The 23,400-nt window shown below is 38.1% G+C and carries 24 protein-coding genes; 23 read left to right on the top strand and 1 reads right to left on the bottom strand.

Annotated features, from left to right (window positions below; all coding sequences use genetic code 11):
- Positions 1-4 precede the first annotated feature (4 nt).
- The 14 genes from JTI58_RS04350 to JTI58_RS04285 all read left to right on the top strand — a co-directional run bounded on the left by JTI58_RS04350 (position 5) and on the right by JTI58_RS04285 (position 13,327).
- Positions 5-709 (top strand): response regulator transcription factor, encoded by a 705-nt coding sequence (locus JTI58_RS04350; RefSeq protein ID WP_004230457.1) that lies wholly within the window; start codon positions 5-7, stop codon positions 707-709.
- A complete protein-coding gene (locus JTI58_RS04345) occupies positions 709-1,692 on the top strand; it encodes a sensor histidine kinase (protein ID WP_205445468.1) in 984 nt (327 codons plus the stop codon). The genes JTI58_RS04350 and JTI58_RS04345 overlap by 1 nt, the downstream gene beginning before the upstream one ends.
- A gap of 11 nt (positions 1,693-1,703) precedes the next feature.
- The gene (locus JTI58_RS04340) at positions 1,704-2,129 is read left to right on the top strand and encodes a hypothetical protein (protein ID WP_205445467.1); all 426 of its coding nucleotides are present in this window, start codon (positions 1,704-1,706) and stop codon (positions 2,127-2,129) included.
- A 12-nt stretch (positions 2,130-2,141) separates the two neighbouring features.
- Positions 2,142-2,918, top strand: a complete 777-nt coding sequence (locus JTI58_RS04335) for an ABC transporter ATP-binding protein (RefSeq protein ID WP_004230460.1) — start codon at positions 2,142-2,144, stop codon at positions 2,916-2,918.
- Positions 2,890-4,824, top strand: coding sequence for an FtsX-like permease family protein (locus tag JTI58_RS04330; RefSeq protein WP_205445465.1), 1,935 nt, complete (start codon positions 2,890-2,892; stop codon positions 4,822-4,824). Before JTI58_RS04335 ends, JTI58_RS04330 begins: the two co-directional genes overlap by 29 nt.
- 142 nt (positions 4,825-4,966) lie before the next feature.
- Positions 4,967-6,514, top strand: a complete 1,548-nt coding sequence (locus JTI58_RS04325; RefSeq protein WP_205445463.1) for a fatty acid--CoA ligase family protein — start codon at positions 4,967-4,969, stop codon at positions 6,512-6,514.
- Positions 6,515-6,763: 249 nt separating this feature from the next.
- Positions 6,764-7,411, top strand: coding sequence for a VTT domain-containing protein (locus JTI58_RS04320; RefSeq protein WP_205445461.1), 648 nt, complete (start codon positions 6,764-6,766; stop codon positions 7,409-7,411).
- 164 nt (positions 7,412-7,575) lie between these two features.
- Entirely contained in the window at positions 7,576-8,805 is a 1,230-nt protein-coding gene (locus JTI58_RS04315) for an EAL and HDOD domain-containing protein (protein ID WP_205445460.1), read from the top strand.
- 164 nt (positions 8,806-8,969) lie between these two features.
- Complete coding sequence (locus tag JTI58_RS04310; protein WP_205445458.1) at positions 8,970-9,812, top strand: YitT family protein; 843 nt, start codon at positions 8,970-8,972, stop codon at positions 9,810-9,812.
- Positions 9,813-9,860: 48 nt separating this feature from the next.
- Positions 9,861-10,178, top strand: coding sequence for a cytochrome c551 (gene cccB / locus JTI58_RS04305; RefSeq protein ID WP_205445457.1), 318 nt, complete (start codon positions 9,861-9,863; stop codon positions 10,176-10,178).
- Between the two features lie 142 nt (positions 10,179-10,320).
- Positions 10,321-11,256, top strand: a complete 936-nt coding sequence (gene hprK / locus JTI58_RS04300; protein WP_131521124.1) for an HPr(Ser) kinase/phosphatase — start codon at positions 10,321-10,323, stop codon at positions 11,254-11,256.
- A 46-nt stretch (positions 11,257-11,302) separates the two neighbouring features.
- Positions 11,303-12,124 carry a prolipoprotein diacylglyceryl transferase gene (lgt, locus tag JTI58_RS04295; RefSeq protein ID WP_205445455.1) on the top strand — a complete coding sequence of 274 codons (822 nt, stop codon included), beginning with the start codon at positions 11,303-11,305 and terminating at the stop codon, positions 12,122-12,124.
- 13 nt (positions 12,125-12,137) lie between these two features.
- Positions 12,138-12,779 (top strand): pyrophosphatase PpaX, encoded by a 642-nt coding sequence (ppaX, locus tag JTI58_RS04290; protein ID WP_205445453.1) that lies wholly within the window; start codon positions 12,138-12,140, stop codon positions 12,777-12,779.
- 5 nt (positions 12,780-12,784) lie between these two features.
- On the top strand, positions 12,785-13,327 hold the full coding sequence (locus tag JTI58_RS04285) for an acyltransferase (RefSeq protein WP_205445451.1): 543 nt from the start codon (positions 12,785-12,787) through the stop codon (positions 13,325-13,327).
- A 686-nt stretch (positions 13,328-14,013) separates the two neighbouring features.
- On the opposite strand, the gene JTI58_RS04280 is transcribed toward JTI58_RS04285, so the two are convergent.
- Positions 14,014-14,217 carry a hypothetical protein gene (locus JTI58_RS04280; RefSeq protein WP_054549571.1) on the bottom strand — a complete coding sequence of 68 codons (204 nt, stop codon included), beginning with the start codon at positions 14,215-14,217 and terminating at the stop codon, positions 14,014-14,016.
- Positions 14,218-14,788: 571 nt separating this feature from the next.
- Here JTI58_RS04280 and JTI58_RS04275 point away from each other — a divergent pair.
- The 9 genes from JTI58_RS04275 (at position 14,789) to trxB (ending at position 23,224) form a co-directional block, all read left to right on the top strand.
- On the top strand, positions 14,789-15,961 hold the full coding sequence (locus tag JTI58_RS04275) for an ATP phosphoribosyltransferase regulatory subunit (RefSeq protein WP_205445449.1): 1,173 nt from the start codon (positions 14,789-14,791) through the stop codon (positions 15,959-15,961).
- Entirely contained in the window at positions 15,954-16,589 is a 636-nt protein-coding gene (gene hisG, locus JTI58_RS04270; RefSeq protein WP_205445447.1) for an ATP phosphoribosyltransferase, read from the top strand. The genes JTI58_RS04275 and hisG overlap by 8 nt, the downstream gene beginning before the upstream one ends.
- 37 nt (positions 16,590-16,626) lie before the next feature.
- Positions 16,627-17,901 (top strand): histidinol dehydrogenase, encoded by a 1,275-nt coding sequence (gene hisD, locus JTI58_RS04265; protein WP_205445445.1) that lies wholly within the window; start codon positions 16,627-16,629, stop codon positions 17,899-17,901.
- Positions 17,902-17,905: 4 nt separating this feature from the next.
- Positions 17,906-18,505 (top strand): imidazoleglycerol-phosphate dehydratase HisB, encoded by a 600-nt coding sequence (gene hisB / locus JTI58_RS04260; RefSeq protein ID WP_205445444.1) that lies wholly within the window; start codon positions 17,906-17,908, stop codon positions 18,503-18,505.
- A complete protein-coding gene (gene hisH, locus JTI58_RS04255; RefSeq protein ID WP_205445442.1) occupies positions 18,502-19,134 on the top strand; it encodes an imidazole glycerol phosphate synthase subunit HisH in 633 nt (210 codons plus the stop codon). The genes hisB and hisH overlap by 4 nt, the downstream gene beginning before the upstream one ends.
- Positions 19,128-19,889: an imidazole glycerol phosphate synthase subunit HisF gene (gene hisF / locus JTI58_RS04250; protein WP_205445440.1), complete on the top strand. Its 762-nt coding sequence runs from the start codon at positions 19,128-19,130 to the stop codon at positions 19,887-19,889. Before hisH ends, hisF begins: the two co-directional genes overlap by 7 nt.
- Positions 19,886-20,503 carry a bifunctional phosphoribosyl-AMP cyclohydrolase/phosphoribosyl-ATP diphosphatase HisIE gene (hisIE, locus tag JTI58_RS04245; RefSeq protein WP_205445438.1) on the top strand — a complete coding sequence of 206 codons (618 nt, stop codon included), beginning with the start codon at positions 19,886-19,888 and terminating at the stop codon, positions 20,501-20,503. Before hisF ends, hisIE begins: the two co-directional genes overlap by 4 nt.
- Before the next feature lie 90 nt (positions 20,504-20,593).
- Positions 20,594-22,117: a tetratricopeptide repeat protein gene (locus JTI58_RS04240; protein ID WP_205445437.1), complete on the top strand. Its 1,524-nt coding sequence runs from the start codon at positions 20,594-20,596 to the stop codon at positions 22,115-22,117.
- Positions 22,118-22,279: 162 nt separating this feature from the next.
- Entirely contained in the window at positions 22,280-23,224 is a 945-nt protein-coding gene (trxB, locus tag JTI58_RS04235) for a thioredoxin-disulfide reductase (RefSeq protein WP_205445435.1), read from the top strand.
- The last annotated feature ends 176 nt before the right edge of the window (positions 23,225-23,400 follow it).

Here is a 23,400-nt window from a genome sequence, read left to right as displayed (position 1 = left end):
TGATATGGAAAAGCATCGAATATTCATAGTTGAAGATGATGTCAAGATTGCATCATTACTAGCGGAAACGCTTAGAAAATATCAATACGAAGTTGCAACAATTCAAGAATTTGATCATCTCATAGAAGAATTTACAGCATTTAATCCACATATGGTGCTGCTTGATATAAATTTACCTGCTTACGATGGCTATTATTGGTGTCGCCAGCTACGTCAGCATACAACATGCCCGATTATTTTCATTTCTGCTCGCTCAGGAGAAATGGACCAAATCTTTGCACTTGAAAATGGTGGCGACGATTTCATTACAAAGCCTTTTAACTACGAAATTGTGTTGGCTAAAATCCGTAGTCATCTACGCCGTACATATGGTGAATATGCAGCAAGGCAAGAAGAGCGGACAATCAAGCAAGGACAGCTTGTACTTCATTTAGAAAGAATGGAGCTACATAAAAATGATTTAGAAATTCCACTTCAGAAAAAAGAATGTATCATTTTAGAGCTGCTGATGGGCAATGCACCGAAAGTAGTGTCACGTGAGCAATTGTTAGAGGAACTTTGGGACGATCAGGCATTTGTCGATGAGAACACATTGAATGTGAATATGACCAGAGTTCGAAAAAAGTTAGCGGATTATCATATATCGTCCACAATCGAAACGGTACGTGGTGCAGGCTATCGATTCATATTAAGTGCAGGTGAGCTATAGTGGGCTGGAAGCTTTTTTTACGTGATTATGCATCATTTATTGTGTTTCAGCTCATATTAGTTGGCTTTATCATGATTATCTATGCGCTAGACGGTTTTCGAAATATTGATACAGCTATTTATTCCTTTTGTATTAGCCTTGTACTATTAGCCTCATTTTTACTTGTCCGCTATTTAATGCGACAACGCTACTTGCTGAAGATAACCCAGCTTCCAACAGCAATGGAGGATGTGCTACAAAAAAATGCAAAAACGCCAGAAGCTGTGCAAACCGAGAAATATATGCATGAGTTGTATCGACTTTATCAACATGAGCTGCATGCGTTATATGCAAGTCAAAAAAGACATGATCAGTTTATGAACCAGTGGGTCCATCAAATGAAAACACCTATTTCGGTAATTGAATTATTATTACAGGATGACCGTCCACTTGATAAAAAGAATGTCCAGGAGGAAATTGATCGCTTGCGTAGGGGTTTGGACATGGTACTAGTCAATGCACGATTAGAAAATTTTGAGGATGACATGCAAGTAGAGCGAGTTGCGCTAAAAGCCATAGTAACTGCAACTGTTAATGAAAATAAACGTTTATTTATTACGAAAAGAGTTTTCCCTGAAATTCATATTGAGGATGACCTTATTGTTGCCAGTGATTCGAAATGGCTTCGCTTCATTCTAGGGCAGTTTATCACCAATGCGGTGAAATACACGTTTGAAGCCAATAAAAAAATTGTTATTTCTGCCATTGAAAAGGATGACTATGTACAGCTAGCTATTTGTGATGAGGGTATTGGGATTCCAGCTTCCGATCTTTCACGTGTTACGAAAGCCTTTTTTACTGGCGAAAATGGGCGGAAAACAGGGGAATCTACTGGGATGGGCCTTTATTTAGCCAAAGAAATCTGTGAAAAGCTAGGGCATGAGCTGGCTATTACATCAGAGGTAGAAAAAGGAACGATTGTGACAGTAACATTTACAAATTAGGGGGCATTCGGATGGTAGAAGTATGTATAGAAGATTGGAAATTAACGATTGATAAGGAGAAAACAAAAGCTCTTTATATGACGCATCTGCAAACGGGAGATCCATTAGCCTATCAAAATTTCCTCATGGCAAATGAAAAGCTAGACGAAGAGCTTCTGCATTTTTCAACTAGCCTTGGGTTAAACTTACAGCAACCAACATTATTGAATGCCTTTCCTGTCGACGGTCAACAGATCATGTACAGCGGGTATTATACTGTATGTGGGGAGATTATAGAGGGAGAAACGGATGCGTGGGATGTGATTGTTGGGGAGCATTGCTTTAGTTTAGTAGAGGAAGAGTCACTGCTGGCTTTAACAGAGCCTCATTTTCACATCGGTTTTGAGGTCGTATTACCGTGGCTTTTACCCCAATCCTTAGAATTAATGAAGAAATAAGGTGAATGAAGTATGCCTATTTTACAAATTAAAGATGTAACAAAAGTGTACGAAGGCAAAGTCACACATCGTGCATTAAATCAGTTGAGCTTTGACGTGGAAGAAGGCGAGTTTTTAGCTGTTATGGGCCCCTCAGGAAGCGGTAAAACGACATTACTGAATATTATTTCGACCATCGATGAACCAACTAGTGGAGAAATTATACTAGATGGAATGAATCCACATAAATTGAATGCAACAGAGCTTGCTTACTTTAGAAGAAGACAGCTCGGTTTTGTGTTTCAGGATTTCAATCTTTTGCATATGCTGACGGTCGAGGAAAATATCGTGTTGCCTTTAACATTAGATCAGCAGCCGCTAGAGGTAATGGAGGAGCGTCTAGCAAGTATTGTAGAAAAGCTAGACTTAACTTCTTTCCTTCATAAACGTCCAAATGAAATATCTGGAGGACAGGCACAAAGAACGGCAATTGGTCGAGCACTTATTCATAATCCAAGTCTCATTTTAGCGGACGAGCCGACAGGTAATTTAGATTCGAATTCTTCACGTGATGTGCTTGAACTATTAACAAAAGTGAATCAGGATAAACAAACGACCATTGTGATGGTCACGCATGATCCGATTGCAGCGAGTTATTGTGATCGAGTGTTATTCATTAAAGATGGTGAATTTTTCAATGAAATTTATCGAGATGACCGTCGTCAGATGTTTTTCCAACGTATATTAAATGTTTTAAGCTTACTAGGAGGAGGGCAAGTAGGTGACCTTTCGACAATTCGCTTACCGTAATGTCGTGCGGAACAGCCGGATATATGGTGCCTTTTTCATGGCGAGCTTTTTTTCTGTGGCTGTATTTTTTATCTATTCCATGCTGATGTTTCATCCTGATATTGAACGTGGGATATTAGGAGAAATGTCTCTCATTGGGATGGTGGGGGCTGAAATTGTTCTGGTCCTCTTCACATTATTCTTTTTATATTATTCCATGAGTGCCTTTTTAGAGGCCAGATCACATGAATTTGCCATTTTATTGCACTTGGGAATGGAAAAGCGTCAGATGAATAGACTTGTTTTTTTAGAGACGATGATTATTGGCTCTGGCTCCATTATAGTAGGGATTGTCTTTGGTTTCTCGTTTTCAAAATTCTTTTTTATGATTGTACGAGAAATTTTACATTTAGATGATTTACCACTATATGTATCATGGGAGCCATTTTTACTGACGATTGGTGTTTTCACAAGTGCGTTTTTCGTTATTTCTTTTATTAGTGTGTACTTTACACGAGAGAGAAAATTACGAGATCTCATTAAAGGCAGTGATTATTTAAATAGCTTAACAACTTACTCCAAAATACGAGCTGTCTATGGTATTGCTCTAATAGTAACGACGTATATTCTAGCATTTGTTGTCGGACATACATCATTAATTGGGCTAACGCTGTTAATACCATTTTCAGCAACATTTGGCACCTATTATTTTTTCAGTGATTCCGTCCCTTGCTTTTTAGATTTAGCGCGTGGGAAACGAAAGTATCATTGGCAACGCTACCGTCTCCTCTCACTAGCTGAACAAACTCATATTATGATGGACAACGTGAAAATGTTTTTCGTTGTGACGATGGTATCCACACTTGCATTTTTATCTGTGGGTGTTTTAGCGACGATGTCCTCTTATACAACTCAATATGATCGATTAAATCCACTCGGACTGGTTTATAAGGGGGATGTCGATAATCCATATGAACGGGAGCATATCAATTCTTTAAGGCTGCAATTAGAGGAGAAAGGTTTATCTTATCAGCTATCCCGTTTTATTGTTGTGAAGCAAACCTCTTCCTTCACTCGAAACGAAGTGGAGGTTTTTCGGGAGTCCGATATGAACGTCTTGCTGTCTTCCTATAGTTATCCATTATTGAATCTGGGAGCAGGTGAGGCAGTATTCATTCCTTATTCGGAGGATTCCCTAAAAAAATTAAAAAATCGAATTGTGCATACTGTTTTGGAAGAAAACAATATATCGCTCACCATTGATAGTGTCTATCCCAAAATAGTGTTTCCGGGTTCGATAGTAAGTGTCAATTCGATTGTCATTAGTGATGAAGACTTCGCAAAGCTTATTCATCCGATTTCCGATCAAGACATAATTCAACCAAGCTATCATCTATTTACATTTGTTATTCCTCAATGGATGGAAACAAAAGATATTGGTAAGGATATCGATCATCTAGAATCCAATTTATATTTTATTAAGAAGGATAAATTTAGCCCTTTTTACTTTGAAAATGCAGGATTAAATTATTCTTATATACTAGCTACCTACTCATTATTTACATTAGTGGGTGTCTTAGTTGCCACTGTATTTTTACTTGCGGCTGGAAGCTTTATCTATTTTAAACTGCATACATCCCTCGAACGTGAAAAGCGTAAATTTGATGTATTAAAGCGTATGGGGTTAACGGATACCGAGCTAAAAAAGCTAGTTAATCGCCATTTATTTCCCCAATTCTTTTTACCTTGGGGTGTTGCGATGATGCATAGTGCCTTTGCTTTTCTAATGGTTCAAGGTATTTTGAAAGATTTTGCAAATATTTCGATTGTAAAAGAAGTATTCTTTGCTTTTGGCTTTTTTGTATTAATACAAGTAGTTTATTTTTATTTAATTCGTTGGCGCTATATCTCTCATATTCGTTCATGATGTATTTGTTTAAAAGAGAAAAAAATGAATTATTTGACGTAATTTATGACATGAGATAAAAAGACTCATTGTTTTTTAGATATATTTCTTATATAATATTACTGAATAGCGATTCATTTTATACGATAAGGGGATGGTGTAATTGAATTTAGTTTCACGTGTTCGTCAACAGGCAACAGAACAACCTGAAAAAGTGGCGTATCATTTTATGGGGAAAGATACGACTTACGGGGAATTTGAGCATACTGTTGGCCGCTTTGCAAAGGGATTACAAGATTTAGGCGTTGAAAAAGGGGATCATGTGGCGTTTTTACTCGGCAATACGCCACACTATTTAATTGCCTTATATGCAACAATGCGCTTAGGGGCAACAGCAATACCTGTTAATCCAATCTATACACCGGATGAAATTTCTTACATTTTGCATAATGGAGATGTAAAAGCGGTTATTGCTCTGGATATGTTGCTTCCTTTGGTTGAAAAAGGTGTACAAGCATTTCCACAAGTAAAAACATTTATAGTTTGTGAAACAACACCAGATATAGCGGAAAAAGTGGGAGCTTTATCAACACAAGCACAAGAAAAAACACATTTATTTACACAGGTTATCGCCAATGCTTCTCAATCTTTACAACCTGTTGAAGTAGCAGATGATGATAATGCTATTATTTTATATACGTCAGGAACTACAGGTAGTCCAAAGGGGGCTATGCTGACACATGGCAATGTGTACTCAAATGCACGGGATGTTGCCCATTATCTAGGAATTAAAGCAGAGGACCGTGTCATTGCAACATTACCTGTGTTCCATGTTTTTGCCTTAACGGTAGTGGTTAATGCACCTTTATTAAGTGGAGCAACGGTTTTACTTGCACCACGCTTTAGCCCTAGCGAAATTTTTGCTTTAGCACGAGAGCAAAAAGCAACGGTATTTGCTGGTGTTCCTACCATGTATAATTTCTTATATCAATTACCTGAAGGCAATCCAGAAGATTTCTCGACAATTCGTTTAGCGATTTCAGGTGGTGCCTCCTTGCCTGTTGCACTATTACATAATTTCGAGCAGAAATTTAATGTGCGTGTGTCAGAGGGATACGGCTTATCCGAAGCTTCACCCGTTACATGTTTTAACCCATTAGATCGTGAGCGTAAAGCTGGCTCTATCGGAACATCCATTAGCAATGTCGAGAACAAAGTTGTCGATGTCAATGGTCAGGAAGTGCCTGTTGGCGAAGTTGGAGAGCTGATTGTACATGGTCCAAATGTGATGAAGGGTTACTATAAAATGCCTGAAGAAACGGCGATGGCGATTCGCGACGGCTGGCTCTTTACAGGAGATTTAGCAAAGGTAGATGAAGAAGGGTATTTTTACATTGTCGATCGCAAAAAGGATATGATTATTGTAGGGGGCTTTAATGTTTATCCTCGTGAGGTGGAGGAAGTGCTGTTTGCCCATAATAATATTGTGGAGGCAGCAGTGGTAGGCTTCCCAGACCCGAACTTAGGAGAAGCGGTTCATGCCTATGTAGTGTTAAAAGAAGTAGCGGCTACTACGACAGATGATCTTTTATCCTATTGTGCTAAGCATATGGTGAAATACAAGGTACCGAAAGTAATTGAGATACTGGATGAACTACCAAAAAACACAACAGGAAAAATATTAAGACGTTCATTAAAAGAAAAAGTTTAAACGAGAAAAGCTACTATTGAAAAATGGTAGCTCTTTTTTTGTACATTATTCGTATAATAGTAAAATCAGTTGAGAGTAGATGTCTGTAAGTGATAAAATCAAACTTGTGAAATCTTCTACATACTTTTCAAGGGCTTGTCATATAGTGAGGAAGTAATGTAAAAAGACGTACAAAACTGGAACCCTTTGAGGTGAAGCCACGTCAAAGCTTTTAGGTAAAAATACTATTGAAAGAGAGCATACAAAAACATGTTAGAGCTCATTAAGGAGTTAATCAGTTTTATTGTGCATATCGATGTGCATTTAGAAGAAATTATTCGTGATTTTGGCAATTGGAGTTATCTTATTTTATTTGCGATTGTTTTTGTAGAAACAGGCGTTGTTATTTTCCCATTCTTACCTGGTGATTCCTTGTTATTTGCAAGTGGAACATTAGCCGCTGCAATGGGCGCGTTTGATATGTGGATTTTAATCCCTGTATTTTTAGCAGCAGCTATTTTGGGAGATACGATGAACTATCATATTGGACATAAGGTAGGGACATCTATCCCACCAAAGAGCCTCCTCGGTAGAGTTGTAAAAAAAGAGCGGATGGAAGCAGCAGAAAAATTCTTTAATACACATGGTGGGAAAACGATCGTTATTGCACGTTTCATGCCATTTATTCGTACATTTATCCCGTTTGTGGCGGGTGCAAGTAAAATGAAATATAGTTATTTCTTATTCTTCAATATTTTTGGTGCCATTTTATGGGTATTCAGTTGTACATTATTAGGTTACTTCTTTGGAAATATTCCAATTATTAAAGATAACTTCTCAGTTGTACTTATTTTGATTATCTTTATATCAGTTGTGCCTGCAGTGATCGGAGCAATCAAAGCCAAAGTCGGTAAATAATAAGGACAGTCCTAAAGTGATGAATTATCACGGGACTGTCTTTTCTTTTAAATTGTCTAAAAAAGCCAATGCGACCATGCTAAGTTAGCTTGAAGTATAAGCATCAGGTCGTAAAAAATGTTATACTATAAATTACTAGAAAATGGAGAAATGGGGGCAACGAAATGGAAGTATTCATTGGCAGACAGCCTATATTTAATCTGCATGAGCAGGTCGTTGCATATGAATTGTTATATCGTAGCAAAAACGTAAATGCCTTTCCAATGGTTGATTCAGATGCAGCAACGATTGACGTACTTGTGAACTCATTTCTTTCAATTGGTTTTGAAGAGGTAACGAAAGGTAAACCTGGTTTTGTTAATTTTACTGAAAACCTACTGATGAGCTCTATACATGAATTTTTAAATCCCTCACAGGTAGTGATTGAAATATTAGAGGATGTTCCACTTACCTCTCAGTTAGTGGAGCGTGTGATTGAGCTAAAAAAACATGGGTTTCAAATTGCTTTGGATGATTTTATGATGGATGATCAAGTGGAAGTTTATGATGAATTATTCGAACAAATTGATTATATTAAGGTAGATTTTTTAGCCTCTTCCATCGTAAAAAGAATGGAAATTGAAAATAAAGTAAAGGAGAAATTTCCACATATTCAATTGCTTGCTGAAAAGGTAGAGACGCGTCACCAATTTGAAGTCGCTAAATCCTCTGGCTATGTGTTATTTCAAGGTTATTTTTTTGAACAACCGCAAATAATACGAGCAACAGACATTCCAGCGAATGCGATTCAATATATTCACATTATCTCCTTACTGAAAGAGGAAGAACCGAATATTCAATTATTAGCGGAAAATATTGAACGTGATATTTCATTGACATACAAATTATTGCAAATGATTAATAACTCATCTAAACGCTCTAAATCGAAAGTGCGCTCCATCAAACAAGCGATTGTATTACTAGGCGTATCGAATTTACGAAAATGGATTTATTTATTGGCCATGCGTGAAATTGATATCGATGCCGATTCCGATCTTTTTAAAGAAGTGATGTGTACATCTTTATTCCGAGCTAAGGTTTGTGAGAAACTAGCTAAGCTATCTTATAAAAAGAATTTCTCAGAATATTTTTTAGTCGGCATGTTTTCACTTATCGATACATTACTTCAAAGACCGATGAATGTTATTTTACAGCAACTACCATTCTCAGAGGATATTACGAATACCATTTTAGGCTTTGAAACAGAAATGTCCCCTTATTTGGAGTTTAGTATTGCGTTAAGCAAATTAGATTGGCCGCGATTAGAAGAGCTAGCTGTACAGTTGAATATTCAGTTAGTTGATATTGATCTTTTATATTATGAAGCCATCGAATGGGCAGAAAAATCATTTTAAACCAAATCAGCAAAAGCTATCTTATTGATTACAGTAAGATAGCTTATTTTATATCTTCCTCAATATAGTATCCCTTCATCAAGATGAAGTTCTCAAGGCTAAAAGTATTTGCTATAATCATCTCGTCTTTAAAAAATTCTGATAGTTGAAGTGGGCGTGGGGAAATGAAACATGATGTGAGAGATAGCATTGTGGAGTATGTGTATGTCATTGTAGGAGCGGCAATAATTGCTGTTGGTTTTAATGTCTTTTTATTACCAAATCAAGTCGCTTCAGGTGGGGTAAGTGGGATTAGTACGATTTTACATGGTTTATTTGGTTGGAATCCGGGAATTGTTCAATATGCATTTAACATTCCGCTTTTTATTGCTGGTGTGTTATTTCTGGGCAAAAAATTTGGGATAAAATCCTTTATTGGGACAATTACGTTACCGTTTATTGTCTTGTTAACAAATAGCTGGGAGCCTTGGACTGATAATCCTTTATTGGGTGCTCTTTTTGGCGGAATTGTTGTTGGCCTGGGGATAGGACTGGTCTTTAAGGGGAATGCTTCAACTGGTGGCACTGATTTACTAGCGCAAATCATTACGAAATATACAGGATTGTCGCTTGGAACAAGTGTGCTGTTAATAGATGGCGTTATCGCAATTAGTGCAGCAATTGTTTTCGACTTAGAAAAAGGTTTGTATGCTCTCATTGGACTTTATGTTACCACAAAAACGATTGATATTATTCAGCTAGGTTTTAGTCAATCTAAAATGGTCTATATCATTACATTGAAACAAGATGAGGTAAGGGAAGCCATATATGCTGAAATCAATCGTGGTGTAACGAAGTTACCAGCAATCGGTGGGTATACAGGAGAAGCACGACCAGTTCTGATGGTTGTTGTTTATCAAACAGAATTCACAAAGCTGAAACAACTCATTAAAAGCGTTGACCCATCAGCGTTTGTTATCGTTTCTGATGCTTATGAGGTATTAGGAGAAGGTTTCAAACGTGCATAAATTTGGTATAATGGCGGCGTAAGGTATTTATTATGAGGAGGGGTACTAATGAAAAAAGCAATGTTAACATTAGTGTTCGGATCAGCAATCTTCTTAGCTGCATGTGGTGGCGGAGATAAAACTGCAACTAATAATGAAAGTGCTACAGAGCCAGATGGCGAAGCGATTGCAATGAAATCTTGTGTTACTTGTCATGGTGGCGAGCTACAAGGTGCAAATGGTCCAGCATTAAATGATGTAGGTTCTCGTTTATCTGAATCAGAAATTTTAGATATTATTAATAATGGTAAAAACGGCATGCCTGCAGGATTAGTAAAAGGTGCAGATGCTGAGGCAGTTGCTAAGTGGTTAGCGGCTCAAAAATAATAGCTTTTAAAAAACTAGCGGGCTGGAGAGCCGCTAGTTTTTTTAGTGAAAGTAAACATTGTATTGAGAGTAAATACATTTCTTTTACACATAGACATGCTAAAATAAGGAGAACCTTATCCATTGATTGGAGGCTTTTTCATTGGTCGTAGTATTAACAAGAGATGTTATGGAGAAATTTAAGTTAGAGTTATTAGCTGGTGAAGAAGGAATAGGCAGGACAATTGTGACAAGTGATATTTCAAGACCAGGTCTTGAAATGGCAGGTTACTTTACCCATTATCCGGCAAATCGTGTACAATTGCTCGGCAAGACGGAACTTTCCTTTTTTGAAATGCTACCAGCAGATGTCAAGCTTGAGCGTATGCGTTTACTTTGTTCACAAGACACGCCTGCTATTATTATTTCTAGAGATTTAGAAGTACCAGAGGAGCTTATTCAGGCCTCAAACGAAAAGCATGTACCTGTGTTCAAAACACATATGACCACAACCAAATTTTCGAGTAGATTGACGAACTACTTAGAGGGACGCTTAGCTCCAATGACAGCAGCGCATGGTGTGCTTGTCGATGTGTATGGTATCGGTGTGCTTATTATTGGTAAAAGCGGTGTAGGTAAAAGTGAAACAGCACTTGAGCTTGTAAAAAAGGGTCATCGTTTAGTAGCTGATGATTGTGTTGAAATTCGTCAAGAATCAGAAAACCTATTAATTGGGAGCCCTCCTCCTCTTTTAGAGCATCTATTGGAAATACGAGGAATCGGCATTATTGACATCATGACACTCTTTGGTGCAAGTGCAGTACGTCCCTATAAACGGATTACCCTCATCATTGAACTAGAAATATGGGATCCACAAAAAGTTTATGATCGATTAGGCTTAGAAGAAGAAAAAATGAAGATAATTGATACGGAACTAACAAAATTAACAATTCCGGTAAGACCAGGACGCAATGTCTCCGTTATTATCGAAGTGGCAGCAATGAATTATCGTTTAAAGAAAATGGGCGTCAATGCAGCAGAGGAATTTTCAAGACGTTTAGATGAAGTGATTACATCTAATGATGTGTTAGATGATTAAAAAGTTACAAACAACATTGTTCATGACATATTGAGAGGAGTAGAAGATGGATTTATTACTATTACAGATTGACCCGATCGCCTTTCATTTAGGCCCCATTCCAGTTCGTTGGTACGGATTGCTAATCGTGTCGGGAATCATTTTAGCCTATATTGTTGGACAAAGAGAGACTGTTAAGCGAGGTTTGCCTGAAGATTTTCTTGCAGATTTATTATTATGGGCAGTTCCTATATCCATCATCTGTGCACGTATTTACTATGTGTCAATGCGATGGGATTACTATAGCGAAAATCCAGGCAAAATCATTGAGATATGGAATGGTGGTATTGCCATTCATGGAGCACTCATCGGGGCATTTGTCACAGCTTACATATTTACTCGTATAAAAAATGTAAGCTTTTTACGAGTAGCAGATATTGCAGCACCTAGTATTTTAATCGGGCAGATTATTGGGCGATGGGGCAACTTTATGAACCAAGAGGCTTATGGTGGTGAGGTATCGAAAGCATTTTTAGAAAACCTAATGCTACCAGATTGGATTATTAATCAAATGTATATCGAAGAATTAGGTTCTTATGTACATCCCACTTTCTTATATGAATCGGTTTGGAACCTGATTGGGCTTATCATTTTATTAGCTTTGCGTAAAGTGAACTTACATCGTGGTGAAATTTTCTTTAGCTATTTAATATGGTATTCTATCGGTCGCTTCTATATCGAAGGGATGCGTACAGATAGCCTCTACTTAGTTGGAGATTTACGTTCAGCACAGGTTGTCTCCATTATTGGTATTGTAGTTGGTTTAGGTGCAATTATTTATCGTAGAATAAAAGTGAAACCAGCCGTGAAATACTTGGATAATAAATAAGGGGTTGTAAAAGATGGCTGTAAAGGCACTACTATTTGATTTTGATGGAACTTTACTGAATACAAATGATTTAATCATTCAAACATTTATGCATGTATTAAATGAGCGATTTCCCGGGCAATATTCGCCAAAAGATTGCCTGAAATTCATTGGTCCATCATTGAAACAGACATTTAATGACATTGCACCAGGTGAAGAAGAAGCTTTGATAGAAATGTATCGCGCTTGGAATATTGAGCACCATGATGAACTAGTCAGCCAATACCCTGATGTTGTGTCAACACTAGAGCAATTAAAAGCTCAAGGTATACGATTGGCTATTGTTTCGACGAAACGTAATGAGACCATTGATCGTGGACTTGCTATTCTTGGGGCAACGCATCTATTTGATGTGCGTATTGGTACAGATGATGTGAACAATGTGAAGCCTGATCCAGAGCCAGTATTACTTGCTTTGGAACGATTAGGAATAGAAAAAGAATATGCCATTATGATTGGTGATAATTCGCATGATATTCAAGCAGGACATCGTGCTGGTGTAAGAGCAGCTGGTGTTGCTTGGGCAATTAAAGGTGAGGCGTACTTACAGCAGTATCAACCAGAATATATGTTACAGCATATGTCAGATTTATTTGATATTGTGAAAGAGGGGTAGGGTAGATGGCGCGTAAAACAGAACGTTACCGTGTCGAAGGAGCCAATTCACTTTGGAATATATATGATACGGTGTCCTTTTGGAAGGTGATGAAGTGTTTCATTGTCATTCAGATTGGACGCTTCACACCATTTTTACGTGTGAAAAACTGGCTTTATCGTACATTTTTAAACATGACAATTGGTAAGCAAACGTCATTAGCCTTAATGGTCATGCCAGATACCATGTTTCCAGAACGAATTTTCATTGGAAACAATACCGTAATTGGATTTAATACAACCATTTTAGCGCATGAATATTTAATAGAGGAATATCGCTTAGGTGATGTTCATATTGGAAATGAAGTAATGATAGGGGCAAATTCAACCATTTTACCAGGTGTAACAATTGGAGATGGTGCCATTGTTTCAGCTGCCACTCTTGTACATAAGGATGTACCAGCAGGTTGTTTAGCAGGGGGCAATCCGATGCGAATAATTTATACTGCTGAACAAATGACAGAGCGCAAACGCAATGAGACTGTAGAGTGGTGTACACCAAAAAAATAATAGAAACTCACGCAGTATGGGTATAAACTTCGTGAGTTTTTAATGTTGAAAAACAAAACAGTCAATTAAAAGGTAGAAATGGATTTCCGTTGCAGGCTACTTGCTTTCCTGTGGGCGAGCGCCGAATCGCTTCCTCCGCTACCGCTCCGTGCAGGGCTTCGCCTGTCTCGCTATCCCACGGGAGTCAAGTAGCCTTCCACTTCAACCCATAAAATGTTACCTTTTTAGCAAAGGTTTTCAAATAAAGGGAAGGTCTTCACTACTCATTTTATGGAGGGGTGTTGTCATTCATCACTTCTCTACATTGAAAATAAAAGCCTATCCTTTTTCTAATCATACAAATCATGGGCTATTTTGATCGATACCGCTAGTATGAAAAATAAGGAAAAGACACTTTTGCAGAATGGTTGATTGGAGTGGAGTCAGCGTCACTCCTAGGGGATTTAGCGTCACAGAGGAGACCCTGGAGCGAACGGAAGTGAGTGAAGCGGCTCATCGGACGCCCCCTGGAAAGGACGCTGGCGGAACGGAAATCAACCTCTCACCTTGCAAAGTTGCTTTTTCTGCCGTTGACATCATCTTTTTGCAACAACATGAACTCACGTAGTATAGGTATATACTTCGTGAGTTTTTTGCATAAAAAAGCTACTCCAAAAGTCATTAGTTTTTGGAGTAGCTTTTACTGTTTATGCAAGAGCTGCATCATAGTCTGACTTGAATTCACAAGTGTCGTGATCACCTAAGCAAGTAGTTTCAACAAAGGTTGATTTAATTGCAGTCCCATCAATGTCTTCAGTTGTGTGAAGTGTTACTTTGTCACCAGGATAAAACTCGCCTTTACAAATACTAACGATCATTTGCTCACTAAGTTGTACGAATGGACATGCCATAATAAATCCCTCCAATGTGTAGTGTATATGGTTCTTTTTGTTATTAATGCTATTCTATATTAAGTTTTTACAAATGTAAAAAGAAAAATAGAATGAGAGTAATAATCAATCAAAATATTGATAGTAAAGTATTCTTGATGATAATGAGATTGATAATCATTTTAAGTGAGAGATGAAAAATAATTATTCTAAGATAATTTATCAATTTCTATATTGAGAATAGTCTATTGATAAATCTTTATTTTTACCAATGATTTGTTAAGAGAGAATCATTATCAATTTTTCAGCGAATACTCTAAGTGATTAATAATTGATTTGTCACATTTTAGACACATTCTCTTTCTCAGTAAAATATTTTGTCAAATTATAAGAGAAATGAGTCATGCTTTTTATGTAATTCTTTTCTACTTAATGTGTATAATTAACAGAATAATAAGTATTTAAAGATTTTGATAATTAATAAGGATAGCGTTGACTGTTTAATTGAAATAAGTTAAAATTCTTTCATAATCTAATTCTCTAATTCTCTAATACTCTAGTGAATTAAAGTAAAATGTAAGGAAGTGTCCATATGTCGTCAATAAAAATGTTTGAAAAACCACTTGGAATGCGCGATACATTTCCGCAAATCTATGAGAAAGTTGAAGCTGTTAGACATGCTGGCAGAGACTTTTTATATAAAAGGGGTTATGAGTTTATTAAAACGCCTGCTGTGGAGTATTTCGATACAGTGGGAAAGGCTTCGGCTATTGCTGATGCTCATTTATTTAAGCTAGTGGATAGCCAAGGAAACACGTTAGTGCTACGACCTGATATGACTACACCGATTGCTCGAGTAGCTACATCAAAATTATTGAAAGAAATGATTCCTCTACGTCTTGCCTATTTCGCGAGCGTTTTTCGAGCTCAGGAAGCAGAGGGTGGAAGACCAGCAGAGTTTGATCAAATGGGGATTGAATTAATAGGTGATCAATCCGTATTTGCCGATGCAGAAGTTATTGTAACGGCAATGGAGCTATTAAAGCATTTTAAATTAGAAGAGTTTAAAATCACGATTGGACATGCTGGCATACTAAATTGCATTTTACAAGATTACACAGAGAGTATCGAACAGCAAACAATTCTTAGAACATTGCTTGTCCAACGAAATTATGTAGGGTTTGAAGAAGCGGTGGAGTCTTTTGACCTGCCAAAAGCAAAATCTGATGCCCTCTTACAATTTATTGAAGAAGCCATGAATGTTAAAGATATCCGAGATATTGAAAAATATGTCCGTAAAAATGATGCATTAGAATACATGCAACAGCTTGCTCAACTATTGGAAATGGCTGACTTAGCTGATTATGTAGCATTTGATTTCACACTTTCGAGTCATATGAGTTATTACACAGGCATGCTTTTTGAAGTATTTGCTGTAGGAAGTGGCTTTTTATTAGGAAATGGAGGCCGTTATGATGGCCTGTTAGAGGTATTTGGTTCGAAAGTTGGTGCTACAGGGTTTAGTATTCGAGTAGATCGTTTATTAGAAACTTTAAATGGGCAAACAGAGAAACGACAGGAAGCAACCGTTGTACTTTTTGAGGAAGAACAATTTGAGGCGGCTTTACTAAAGGTTAAAACATTACGAGCAACAGGAAAATTAGCTACTTTACAGTTACGTAGTAGTCTAGTCGATGAAGCGGCCTTTTTAGCATACTTTACAGAAGTGGTGGTAGTTGGACAGGAGGAAGTTGGCGGTGAATGAATTGACGATTGCAATGCCCAAAGGACGAATCTTTGAAGAGGCATATCAAATGTTGTTAGAGGCAGGCTTTAATTTACCTGAAGAAGTAGAGATGTCACGTAAATTAATGATTGAAATACCCGAGGAAAAAATTCGCTTTATTTTATCAAAGCCAATGGATGTTCCTGTCTATGTTGAACATGGTGTAGCTGATATTGGTATTGCTGGGAAGGATGTTTTGTTAGAGCAACAGCGAGAGGTGCATGAATTACTTGATTTGAAAATTAGTAATTGCTATATCGCTTCTGCAGGCTTACCAAACACTTCAATGAATGAGATTGCACCTAGAATTGCTACGAAATATCCGAATATTGCAATGAAGTACTACAAAGGCATTGGAGAGCAAGTGGAAATAATCGAGCTTAACGGTTCTATTGAATTAGCACCAATGATTGGCTTAGCTGATCGAATTGTCGATATTGTTTCTACGGGTCGTACATTAAAAGAAAATGGCTTAGTAGAATATGAATTTATTACCGCTGTCTCTTCTCGACTAATTGCAAACCCAGTAAGTTATCGTATGAAAGGTGAGCGTATTATTGACCTCGTGAAGCGATTAAAGAAATGTGTGAATGAGCAGAAAAAGTAATCATTTTTAGCTACATAGACTAAAGGGGATTCATCCTATGAAAATAACAAAACTTGAAAAAGGCATTTCCTTAAAAAGACCACTTGAAGGGGGAAATGAGGAACAGATAAAAGTTGTGCGACAGGTGCTATCAGATGTTAAGGCACAGGGTGATGCAGCATTACGTACCTATACTGAGAGATGGGATGGCTATGTACCTGAGAGCTTCCGTGTCTCTGAAGAAGAAATACAGGAAGCAGTAAATGCACTTGATCAACAACTCTATAAGGACTTAGCAGAAGCTGCGGAAAATATCCGTTTTTATCATGAACAACAAATACGTTCAGGTTATCGATTAGAACTGGGAGATGGTTCTTGGCTAGGTCAACGGGTGACAGCCTTAGATGCAGTAGGACTATATGTTCCGGGTGGCACAGCAGCCTACCCTTCATCTGTATTGATGAATGTGATACCAGCACAAGTTGCAGGGGTGAAACGTATTGTTATTACTTCCCCTGCAGGGCAGAATGGGAAGCTACCAGCAGGTGTCCTTGTGGCGGCTCACCTTTTAGGGATTGATGAAATTTATAAAGTTGGTGGAGCACAAGCCATTGCAGCTCTTGCCTATGGCACAGAAACAATTTCCCCAGTTGATAAAATTACAGGTCCAGGAAATATTTTTGTGGCACTTGCCAAACGTGAGGTATTTGGAGAAGTAGCGATTGATATGATTGCGGGACCAAGTGAAATTGCTGTGCTGGCTGATGATTCAGCCTATCCTGATGAGATTGCTGCAGATCTATTATCACAAGCAGAGCATGATCCGCTAGCCTGCGCCATCCTTGTCACAACCTCAGAGTCATTAGCCAAAAAAGTAGCTGAGGAAGTAGAGAAGCAATTGCTGAACCTACCACGTCAAGAAGTAGCTCGTGCTTCCATAGAAAATTTTGGGGTAATTTATGTAGCTGAAACGTTGTCAGATGCAGTGGAGGCCATTAATTCATTGGCACCTGAGCATTTAGAAATTGTGACAGAAAATGCAGAGGGGCTAGCTGAGCAAATAAGACATGCTGGCGGTATTTTTATAGGTCGGTATAGTTCTGAGCCAGTTGGTGATTATTTTGCAGGGACGAATCATGTGCTACCAACCAATAGTACGGCTCGTTTTGCAAGTGGCTTAAATGTCGATGATTTTGTGAAAAAATCAAGTATTGTTTACTATAGTGAAAAAACATGGAAAGACAATGCACCAAAAATTGCACGTCTAGCGCGTATGGAAGGCTTAGAGGGCCATGCCCGTGCAGTGGAATCACGTGGATGGGAGAAGGAATAGGACGATGACAGAAAAGAAACGATATGCAAAGATAGAGCGCACGACAAATGAAACGCAAATTTCAGTAGCAATTGATTTAGATGGCGAGGGTAACGCAGATATTCAAACAGGCGTGGGGTTTATGGACCATATGCTGGACTTATTTATCAAGCATGGATTATTTAATGGCACAATACATGCAAATGGTGATACCTATATTGATGATCACCATACAACAGAGGATCTTGGTATTGTCTTAGGACAAGCTGTTCGAGAAGCACTTGGTGATAAGAAAGGCATAAAACGCTATGGTAACGCCTTTGTACCGATGGATGACGCACTCGCTCAGGTGGTTGTAGATTGCTCGAATCGCCCTCATCTAGAGTACCGTGTGCCAACATTAAAAGAAAAAGTAGGAACGTTTGATACAGAATTAGTACATGAATTTTTATGGAAATTTGCCCTTGAGGCACGAATGAATGTTCACGTAATTGTACCCTATGGACAAAATACACATCACATTATTGAGGCGATTTTCAAAGCATTAGCACGTGCGATTGATGCTGCAGTGGAAATCGACCCACGTGTGAAAGGTGTACCATCGACTAAGGGGCTGTTAACGTGAAAATAGGTGTCATTGATTATGGTATGGGCAATTTATTTAGTGTGGAACAGGCATTAAAACGTCTAGGCTGTGAAGTTATTGTAACGGCTGATGAGAAGGTGTTAGATACAACAGATGCCCTATTGTTACCAGGGGTCGGCGCATTCCCTGATGCCAGAAAGCGTTTAGCAGAAACAAAATTAGATCAATATTTACACAAGGCACAAAGTGAAAACCGTCCTCTTTTGGGAATTTGTCTAGGCATGCAATTATTGTTTGAGCAAAGTGATGAAGTAACCTCAACAGAAGGGCTAGGTTTTTTCAAGGGGTGCATTAAACGCTTTAGTGGTATCCAGGATGGCCAAGCATATCGAGTGCCACATATGGGTTGGAATGAGCTGATTGTGACAAATCGTCCTGCCTGGTTAAATAATGAAGTATCAGCGAAGCATGTCTATTTTGTTCACTCATTTTATGCAACAGATATAGAAGAATCAGAGCTTGTTGCCTATGCGGATTACTACGGCATTAAAGTACCTGGTATTGTGACAAATGGTTCAGTGACTGGCATGCAATTCCACCCTGAAAAATCAGGAGAATTAGGTGTTTATTTATTAGAGCAATGGCTGAAAGGTGTGAAGGCATGCTAACAAAACGTATTATCCCATGTCTTGATGTGAAAGAAGGTCGTGTTGTAAAAGGTATACAATTTGTCTCTATCCGAGATGCAGGAGATCCAGTGGAGCTTGCGAAGTTCTATGATGAACAAGGAGCAGATGAGCTTGTATTTTTAGATATTTCTGCTTCGCATGAAGGTCGAGAAACGATGGTAGACGTTGTTCGTCAAACAGCAGCTACGCTTGCCATCCCCTTTACTGTTGGCGGAGGCATTCGTACATTGGATGATATGAAGCGTATATTACGTGCAGGTGCTGATAAAGTATCCGTGAACACGTCTGCGTTGGAGCGGCCCGCTCTTATTCAGGAAGGCTCTGATTTTTTTGGTGCACAATGTATCGTTGTTGCAATAGATGCTCGCTATAGTGAAGAAGATGGCACATGGATGGTTTATACACATGGTGGACGCAACAAGACAACTTGGTCAGCCATTGAGTGGGCAAAAGAGGCTGTACGGTTAGGAGCTGGTGAGATTTTATTAACAAGTATGAATCAAGATGGAGAAAAATCTGGCTTTGATTTAGCCTTAACTAAAGCAGTACGTGCTGCTGTGACAGTCCCTGTGATTGCTAGTGGTGGAGCGGGACATGCCGAACATTTTTACGAAGTATTAGCACATGAGGTAGATGCAGATGCTGCACTAGCAGCCTCCATCTTCCATTACAAAGAAACAAGTGTAGCGCAAGTAAAAGAATACTTACGTGAAAAAGGAGTGGCAGTAAGATGATAGAGAACATTCAATTTGATGAGAGAGGTCTTGTTACAGCTGTAGTACAAGATGCCAATACAAAAGAGGTATTAACAGTAGCTTATATGAATAAAGAGTCATTAGCTAAAACAATTGAATCAGGGGAAACTTGGTTTTATTCTCGTTCCCGTCAAGAGCTTTGGCATAAGGGCGCAACAAGTGGTCATACACAAAAAGTAGTGTCAATCAAGACAGATTGTGATCAAGATGCGTTAGTAGTGGAGGTTCTACCGATGGGGCCAGCATGTCATAATGGTACAATTTCTTGCTTCACTGAGGTTATGCAGCAAAAAGAGAAGGTCGGCTCTGTGGACATCGTTTCTAAACTTGCTCGTGTCATTGAAAAGCGAGAGCAAGAAATGCCAGAAGGAGCTTATACTACATATTTATTTGATAAGGGCATCGATAAAATCTGTAAAAAGGTTGGAGAAGAAGCAACAGAGGTAGTCATTGGTGCTAAAAACCGAGATGCAGAGGAAGTAAAATGGGAGGCAGCTGATTTAATTTATCATCTCCTAGTACTATTACAAGAACAAAAAGTAAGCATTTATGATGTTCTACATGTGTTGGAAAAACGTCACGAGGAGAAATAACAGCATATTATTGATTGTGTGGTATAATAGGAATTACTGTGTAAAGGAACGTAAAATACGTTCCTTATTTCTTGTTTCGGAGGAAATATATTGGAAAAGAAACGTCAAAATGAGACTCAATCGAATATAGTGTCGTTCATTCCAACAGGCGACTATTATTATAAGAAATCAATTCAAGCAATGAACAGTGGACAAATGAATAAAGCCTATAAATATTTACAGCGTGCGGTAGATTTAAGTCCCGACGATCCAATGATTATCTTGCAGTTAGCCATAGTAGAGTTAGAAGGTCAACGTTTTGAGGAAGCGTATGATCTGCTTCGTCATGCCTATCAACTTGATCCAGATAATCCAGAAATCATATTTTATATGGCAGAAGTATCAGGATGTGTGGGCATCATGCATGATGCTAAACGCTTTGCAGAAGAATATTTAAAGCTAGAACCTGAGGGTGCTTATGCTGATGAAGCAGCAGAAATATTAGAGTTTGTCGCTTTTGAGCAAGATGATTTTGAAGAGCTTGAAGGATCTGGTGAGGATTTATATCGTCAGGAACAAGCTCGTCGTTGTATGGAAAAGGGAGATTTTCCAGAAGCTATTACTATTTTAGAAGATTTAATTGAAGATCGACCAGCATTTTGGTCAGCCTATAATAATCTAGCACTCGCTTATTTTTATGTTGGAGAAGAAGAGCAAGCTAAGGCGCTCTTGCATACGGTGCTACGTGAAAATAAGGGCAATCTACATGCATTATGCAATTTAACGGTGATTGCGTATTATGAAAAAAATGAAGAGGATTTACAAGAACTGTTAAATGTCCTTGTTAAAATTCAACCCTATACATGGGAGCATCGTTATAAACTTGGTGCGACATTAGCCTTAATCGGACAGTATGAATTAGCCTATAAATGGTTGCGCAGTATGCAAAAGAGAGGCTATTTAGGAGATGCAGGATTTTACTTTTGGTTGTCACATGCTGCCTATTTCTCAGGTCATGAGGAAATTTCAAAAAGTGCGTGGGATCAGCTTCTAGAGCTAGACCCAGACAAAGAGGGCTTCGAACCTTGGCGCCAACAAGAAAATGAATTTGGACTTGATGCGTTGGAGCATGACCGTGATTTTATTGTTGAAAAATTAGAGAGCACGTATACAAGTGAGCGCATTTTTGGTTTGTTTTTACTGAAAGGTACAGCGCATAAGCAAGAAATTATCGCCCATCCGAAATGGATTGATATCGAACAATTAGGCTCTTTTGAGAAATTGTTTTTGGCTTATGCTCTAGGACATGAATTTGATAAGAAAAACAAAGTAGAAGCAAGCTTTTTACGGGCAGTACAGGTCTCAGAAATTTTATTAGAACAGTATGGAAAGCTATCATCATTAATTGTCCCGATGTTTCAAATGTGGTTTGTGCTATGTGAACAAGCTTTAGTAGAAAATTATCGTTTTACAAATCCAACAGCAATTGCAGGAGCAAATGATTATTTATTCAGATCTTCACAAATGCTCAAAGTGACAAAAAAGGAAATTGCACAGCAATATGGAGTATCGGTATCTACTTTATCGAAGTATATTGACGAAATCTTAACGTTTTTGCCAAACAGTCATAATTAATGTGTGAGCAACATAGTTGAATAACTTTATACTTTCACATACGATGAACATACTAACGCTATCACCAATTTTTCCTTAGCGTCATTGATCTTCTTCTATAGATGACGTTACACTTATTGGTTGAATGAAGATAAAAAGTATTCTGTTTAGGGGGAAGTATTTATGTCGGAAGAAAAAATTTATGATGTAGTAATTATTGGTGCAGGTCCTGCTGGGATGACTGCTGCTGTCTATACATCTCGTGCGAATTTGTCAACATTAATGATTGAACGTGGTATCCCTGGTGGACAAATGGCAAACACAGAAGAAGTAGAAAACTACCCAGGTTTTGAGACAATTTTAGGACCAGAGCTTTCTACAAAAATGTTTGAGCATGCTAAAAAATTTGGTGCTGAATATGCCTATGGTGATGTAACGGAAATCATCGATGGAGAAGAATATAAAACAATTAAATCAGGTGCAAAAGAATATAAAACACGTGCCATTATTATTACAACTGGTGCTGAGTATAAAAAAATGGGCGTGCCTGGTGAAAAAGAACTTGGTGGCCGTGGTGTCAGCTACTGTGCAGTATGTGACGGTGCATTCTTTAAACAAAAAAATCTAGTTGTCGTGGGTGGCGGAGATTCAGCTGTTGAAGAGGGTGTCTATTTAACTCGCTTTGCTGATAAGGTGACAATTGTCCACCGTCGTGATAAATTACGTGCACAAAAAATTCTACAGGATCGTGCCTTTGCCAATGAAAAAATTGATTTCATTTGGAATACAACTGTAAAAGAAATCAATGAAGCAAATGGTAAAGTTGGCAGTGTAACGCTACAATCAACTGTCGATGGTACGGAATCTGAATTTGCAACAGATGGTGTCTTTGTCTATATTGGTATGTTACCTTTAACTAAACCATTTGAGTCATTAGGCATCTTAAATGATGCTGGTTATATTTTGACAAACGACACGATGGAAACAAAAATCCCAGGTATCTTTGCAGCTGGAGATGTTCGTGAAAAATCACTTCGTCAAATTGTAACAGCAACTGGTGACGGTAGTATTGCCGCGCAAGCTGTTCAACATTATGTAGAAGAGTTATTAGAGAAAATTAATGCCTAACATGGCTATTTTAAGGTAAAAAATACAATTTTAATGTGGTTTTAATATTGCTGTAACTTGTATGACATATAAAAGGTGTATCATTAAAAATGTAATTAGCAATCCCCCTTTTATTTTGTTTAGTAGGTTGTTTCCGCCTCCATTAGGTGGGAGCAACCTACTTTTTTATGTGTAAA

This window comes from Lysinibacillus fusiformis (genome assembly GCF_016925635.1).
GTDB lineage: Bacteria > Bacillota > Bacilli > Bacillales_A > Planococcaceae > Lysinibacillus > Lysinibacillus fusiformis_F.
Note: the sequence above shows the minus strand (reverse complement) of the source record. Positions and strands in the feature narration are given on the sequence as shown.